Below are 6,311 nucleotides of genomic sequence, written 5' to 3'. Positions count from 1 at the left end.
TCTCGAAATCAGACGAATTATCTAATGTTTTCGCTTAAACAATTACCTGTGTTTATTATGCTGTTGTTTCCAATCTTTCAAAGAGCTTATTTCTGTTGCCAGAAAATTGTTGATGTTTCAGATTCGATCTGCGTGAATCCTTGTGATTCGAACATCTTAGCTTTTTCCGTTTCGCATCGTTTGCGTTGGGGTTGCAAAGGTAGCCATTTTTTCATTTCTACCAAATCTTTTTTTTAAGAATTTTTATCTTTCGATAATCGGCTCAAATGCTTGACTGGAGAGAGTTCTAGCTTATTGCAAAACGGATAAATAAAGAGCTTTTTGTGCCGTGCTTTCTATCAAAGCGGGATGCAAAAGTAGGACTTTTTTCTTTACTGCAAAATCTTTTTTGAAAGATAACTGGCACAAAACACTCAACTAGCTGAAAACCAATACTATATTTTTAAAACATTTCTTTCTTAAGCACTCCTGAAGCATATGCTACCTGCACCAGGAACAACCCCTGAGGTGGTACCGCAAAGTCTGCATATGTACAATCCCTCTTCTCTATCGCTTCCCTGAACCCCGCTATACTCAGCTTTCCACGCCCTACCCGCAGCATCGTACCTACCATCCCCCGTACCATGCCTCTCAAAAAACGGTTAGCCCGTACACGATATACCAAATGCCCCTCCTCTATCGCCCAAGCCGATTCCATGATGTTACAGTTGTAAGTTCTCACCTGCGTATTCCGCTTACTAAACGTCATAAAGTTCTCATACGTTTTCAATATGCCCGCCGCTTCCTGCAACAGATCTACATCCAGGCTATAAGGATAATAATATCCCCTATCCTGCATAAACGGATCCTTCTGTGTATATAATGTATATCTATAAGCCCTGTTCAATGCGTCAAACCGGGAGTGCGCTTCATCACTCACCTCATACACCTGTTTTAATACAATGTCCCTCGACAGAATTGCATTCACCTTATAGAGAAATTGCGGATGTAAAGGCTGCCCGATATCAAAATGCAGGAAGTTCTGCAACGCATGTACCCCCGCATCCGTACGGCTGGAACCTGTCGTTTCCACCTTCTCCCTCATCAGCAGGCTGATTGCCCGGTCTATTTCAGCCTGCACCGTATGCGCTGTATCCTGCACCTGAAAACCACCGAATGCTGTTCCCTTATATGCTACCTCTAAAAAATATCTCATAATGCCGCGAAGGTAAGACGCAAAAAGCAGAAGGCCACAAGTTGACATGCAACCTGTGGCCTTCTGCCCTGCTATCATGAGGTGCTTACCTGTGGACCATTGCCTTGAAGCGACCTTTGTAATAATTATCAGTGAGCACACTTTCCAGTGATGCGAAATGCTCAGAATCATACACCTTCGGATAAGCCTGATCCAGCAAACGATAACGGGATTCATCCGTTCCCAGCAACTGCACCAGCGTCTTTACCTGCGATGTCTCCAGACAATATCCCTTTGTCTGTTTCTTAAACGCATCGATCATACCGTCATCATCCTTCCCACCTACATACTTACGCAGCAACTTACGGAATGTCTCCTCATCCATCACCTTACCACAATCAGAATTGATCATCTTCACAGCAGAAGACTTCTTTGTTTCCCCGGTTGCTGCCGGAGCTGTAGCCGGCACCTCAGCGACCGCCGTTGCAGGAACAGCCGTTCCATCCTCAGCAACTTCGGCCTTTTTCTTCTTACGATCCTTCCTGGTCGGATGATCTATATTCAGATCAGTTACGGCATACCCGGAAGAATCATCTGTCAGTACATTATTAGAATGCTCTTCCGTATCTATACTCGCTTTACGTTTCTTCTTTTTAGGCGTAGGTGCCGGTTCTTCGTTCGTTACAACCGGAGCTGTAGTGACTGGTACAGGTGTACCTTCTGTTACAGTTGCCTGTGCATTACCATCCTGAAAATCTATAAATGCCGGGTCATCCGCTTTTTTCTTCTTCGACTTTTTTGACTTCTTTTCCGGAGCAGGTGCAGGTGTTTCTTCTACAACCGGAGCTGGTGCTGATTCAGTTACTGTACCTGTTGTTGCGACATCCGCCGGAGCCTGAGCAGGTGTTGCAGGTGTTTCTGCTGTTGCCGCCGCCTTATGCTCTTCCGCCATTACATCAGCCAGGATCTGTTGTTCTTCTGGTGTCAACGGTTCTCTATCCCTGCGTTTCTTACGTCCTTTCTTTGTCTCGGGCTGCTGTACGGCTACGGTTGAATCTTTTGCCGGTGCCAGGATCATACCTGTTCCCGCATTAGGATCTACCAATGGTTCCTCCGGTCTGTCATCCTTCACGACCTTATCCAGGGACTCTGAAAACTTATTCGCTGGTTTCACGGGCCGGCTACCAGGTCCTACTGTTACACCTGCATCTTTATTAGGGAAAGCTGCTGCCAGATCTTTCTGCATGGAATCCATCATCGCTTTCTGAGAGTCTGCCGGTACCGGTGGAGCAGGCGTTGCTGCTGCCGTTTCTACAACAGGAGCCGGTTCAGGCGCAGGTGTTTCTACTACCGGTGCAGGTGCAGGCACTTCAGTGGCCGCCACAGCCTCTTCTCCCCTCTTCACAGGCTTCGTAGCTGCAAACGTTACAATATTATACAAGCCATCCTGCTTCAACAGATAACCCTGGTCGTTGGATCCACCCACTTTAACCATGTATTGCTGCTCAGGCACATCACTTTTTGCAAATCCAATACGCATGTTGGCCGTACCAGCAGGTAATTTCGAGATAATAATGTAACCTTTATCTGAAGAGCTGAGAAGTTTACCATCAAAGCGCACATAGAAAGGCTGGGACCTTTCGCTTTGTATATAAATATAATACTGCTTATCCTGCGCTGTCATTTGCAATGCCATCAGGAGAAAGCACGGTATCAATAAAGATTTTTTCAAATACTTAATCATAGAAATATAATATAGACCCGTATGGGTATTCATCAAAACCCACGCGCCCGGCTTAGAAAACAAATACTATTCCAATATAACGAGGATCTCTCCCTTTTCGACTGCTGTCCGCTCGGAGACCTTGATTTCCTTTACAATGGCATCTGTAGTTGCCTTAAATACATTCTCCATTTTCATGGCTTCCAGTATTAATACCGGGTCCCCCTTTTTAATTGCCTGCCCAGGCGAAACCAGTACTTTCAGTACCAAACCTGGCATAGGTGCTTTAATATCGTTCACCTTGCGGGCAGCTCCCTGGTTGATACCCATAGCTGACAGCAGCTGATCAATTGGCTCTTCGATAGCGACCTCGTATTCCTGTTGCTCAATCAGGATCTTTACTTTTTTTGCGTCTTTGTCTATGTTGATGACCTGAGCTATATAACTCCGCCCATCCAATAATACACTATAATTACCCGCAGGCAACTCCAGCCCAGACCATTCTACGGCCTGTCCATTGCAGGAGATACCTTCTGGTGCCGTATTGATAGCAAATGGCGTGGCGCCATTTACGATTGCTTTGATCATAAGTTGTTTTATCTGAACTGTGACAAAAATAGCTTTTTTAGATGGCCCGCGGCAGGGCGATGGAATTTTTTTGGTGTAATATCCCGTATTAAAACCAATTATCCCGTTTATACGAATATTAACAACCCAAAAACTGTTTATTTCTAAGAATAGCCGTTAATTCGTGGCAAAAATATATTTCTTACAATGTCTAAATCTTTAAAGCAAGCACTAAAAGGCCTGCTGGTAGCATGTCTGACTGGTAGCATGTGTTATTCCCCCGCTTATGCACAACAACCAGACAACGCCAATGATCCTCTCCTGAAGATCTACAGGGCCACTGCAACAAGAGTGAACGATCTCTCCCATACTAAACTGGACGTCCGGTTTGATTATGCCAAAAGATACCTGTATGGTAAAGCCTGGTTGACCCTCAAACCACACTTCTATGCTACTGATTCACTGACCCTCGATGCCAAAAGCATGGATATCAAAACAGTTGCTCTTGTAAAAGGTGGTAAAAACGTTCCGCTGAAGTATACTTACGACAGCACCCAACTCCATATTCAACTGGATAAAACATATAGCCGCACTGAATCTTATGTCGTTTATATCGACTACGTAGCCAGACCTGAAGAAATCTCCGCTACCGGCAGCGCTGCTATCACCGACGCCAAAGGACTTTATTTCATTAACCCCGATGGTACCGACAAGAACAAGCCTATCCAGATCTGGACACAGGGCGAAACAGAGTCCAACTCTGTATGGTTCCCTACTATCGATAAAACTGCCCAGAAATGTACAGAAGAGATCAGTATGACTGTTGATAAGAAATACGTAACGCTCTCTAACGGCAAAATGGTCAGTCAGAAGAATAACCCGGACGGTACCCGTACCGATACCTGGAAAATGGATCTTCCCCACTCTCCCTACCTGTTTATGATGGCTGTAGGCGACTTTGCCATCGTAAAAGAACAGTGGCGTGGCAGAGAAGTGAGCTATTACCTGGAAAAAGCATATGAACCCTATGCCAAAGCCATCTTCGGCAATACGCCCGAAATGCTCACCTTCTACTCCGATCTGCTTGGCTATGAATATCCATGGCCGAAGTACGCCCAGATCGTCGTGAGAGACTATGTATCCGGTGCTATGGAAAATACCACTGCTACCCTCCATGGCGACTTTGTTCAGAAAACAGCCAGGGAACTGCTGGACAACAACAACTACAATGAATCTGTCATTGCCCATGAACTGTTCCACCACTGGTTCGGCGACCTGGTAACCGCAGAATCATGGAGTAACCTGACCCTTAACGAATCTTTTGCCGACTACAGTGAATACCTGTGGCTGGAGCATAAATATGGTAAAGACGAAGCAGATGCCCATTCTCTGGAAGCCGGGGAAAGCTACAAACAGTTTGCAGAATATGCCGGTGACCGTGACCTGGTACGCTTCCACTACCATGACAAGGAAGACATGTTCGACGCTATCAGCTACCAGAAAGGTGGCCGTATCCTCCACATGCTTCGCAATGTTGTAGGAGACAGCGCATTCTTCAAATCCCTTAACCTGTACCTGAAAACCAATGCCTTTAAACCAGCTGAAGCACACCAGCTTCGCCTGGCTTTCGAAGAAGTGACCGGCGAAGACCTGAACTGGTTCTTCAACCAATGGTACTTTGGCGATGGTTTCCCTAAACTGGACATCAGCTACCAATACAATGATGCTGCTAAAAATGTGACGGTGACGATCAACCAGACACAGGAATCCGGTAAGATCTTCCAGCTGCCGATAGCCATCGACGTATATGCAGGTGGTAAAAAAGTACGTCACCTGGTGACCATTACCGACAAAACATCCACTTTTACTTTCCCTTATTCGACCAAACCAGACCTGGTAAATGTGGATGCGAACAAGGTATTGCTGGCTGATATCAACGACCAGAGAGACCTGAATACCTACATTTTCCAGTTCAACAACGCACCGAACTACCTGGATCGCCACGAAGCACTGGAAGCATGTCTGAAAGAGCAGGCAAATCCTGCTGCCCGTAAGGTAGTAATCGCCGCCCTGAAAGATAAGTTCTACGGTCTGCGCGCGATGGCTGTTAAAGGCCTGAATATGAGCGATGGCGATGTGAAGACAGCCGCCCTCCCGGTATTACAGCAGCTGGCTAAAGACGATAAAAATGCCACTGTACGTGCTGCTGCCCTGAAACAACTGGGTAGCCTGCGGGATGCACAATACACTTCCCTGTTCGAAGCAGCGACCAAAGATTCATCTTATGCTGCTGCCGGTGCAGCACTGACCAGCCTCTCTTCACTGGATGCTGACAAAGCTTATACTTTAGCCAAACAAATGGAATCTTCTTCCAGAGGTTCACTGCGCAATGCCATTGCCAATGTGTATACAAAGAAGGGTAACGAAGATGACATCGCTTTCTTCGCCAGTACTTTCGACCAGGCCAGCGGTCAGGAAAAAGTAGAAGATGCTATTCAATATGTTACCATCCTGGCAAATGTGGATAATGCTGATATCGTGATCAAAGGCATCGGCCAGATCAAGGATATGGTAAAAACATTCAATAATAAGATGGTAACCAATTACATGGTGAACATGCTGCAACCCTTAGCCAAAAAGAAACTGGACAAGGCAAGCATCGCACCTGCCGATAAAAAAGCCGACCTGATGAAACAGTATGATTACATCAAAAAGGTAATCAGCGAGATAAAGGAATAAAATTAATCTTATAAGTAGAAAGAGCGCCGCTTTGCATTGACAGCAAAGCGGCGCTCTTTCTTTATGATTACTATACATCCAAAACGCCGGCAATAGGGCATCTAAAGG

General features: G+C 45.8%; 4 protein-coding genes. 1 reads left to right on the top strand and 3 read right to left on the bottom strand.

Going from position 1 to position 6,311, the window contains the following annotated elements:
* Positions 1-442: 442 nt before the first annotated feature.
* From truA to ABDW33_RS04970, 3 genes are all read right to left on the bottom strand, one after another.
* A complete protein-coding gene (gene truA / locus ABDW33_RS04980; RefSeq protein WP_343688958.1) occupies positions 443-1,195 on the bottom strand; it encodes a tRNA pseudouridine(38-40) synthase TruA in 753 nt (250 codons plus the stop codon).
* An 85-nt stretch (positions 1,196-1,280) separates the two neighbouring features.
* On the bottom strand, positions 1,281-2,918 hold the full coding sequence (locus ABDW33_RS04975) for a DUF4476 domain-containing protein (protein WP_343688957.1): 1,638 nt from the start codon (positions 2,916-2,918) through the stop codon (positions 1,281-1,283).
* 66 nt (positions 2,919-2,984) lie between these two features.
* A complete protein-coding gene (locus ABDW33_RS04970; RefSeq protein WP_343688956.1) occupies positions 2,985-3,485 on the bottom strand; it encodes a biotin/lipoyl-containing protein in 501 nt (166 codons plus the stop codon).
* A 186-nt stretch (positions 3,486-3,671) separates the two neighbouring features.
* On the opposite strand from ABDW33_RS04970, the gene ABDW33_RS04965 reads away from it, so the two are divergent.
* Positions 3,672-6,203, top strand: a complete 2,532-nt coding sequence (locus ABDW33_RS04965) for a M1 family metallopeptidase (protein ID WP_343688955.1) — start codon at positions 3,672-3,674, stop codon at positions 6,201-6,203.
* The last annotated feature ends 108 nt before the right edge of the window (positions 6,204-6,311 follow it).

It is taken from the genome of Chitinophaga sp. (assembly GCF_039596155.1).
Taxonomy (GTDB): Bacteria; Bacteroidota; Bacteroidia; order Chitinophagales; family Chitinophagaceae; genus Chitinophaga.
The sequence above is the reverse complement of the archived record's forward strand: the minus strand, read 5'-3'. Positions and strand labels throughout refer to the sequence as shown.

Coding starts and splice junctions, on each gene's coding strand:
- truA (WP_343688958.1), bottom strand. CDS start 1,195: ATGAGATATTTTTTAGAGGTAGCATATAAGGGAACAGCATTCGGTGGT.
- ABDW33_RS04975 (WP_343688957.1), bottom strand. CDS start 2,918: ATGATTAAGTATTTGAAAAAATCTTTATTGATACCGTGCTTTCTCCTG.
- ABDW33_RS04970 (WP_343688956.1), bottom strand. CDS start 3,485: ATGATCAAAGCAATCGTAAATGGCGCCACGCCATTTGCTATCAATACG.
- ABDW33_RS04965 (WP_343688955.1), top strand. CDS start 3,672: ATGTCTAAATCTTTAAAGCAAGCACTAAAAGGCCTGCTGGTAGCATGT.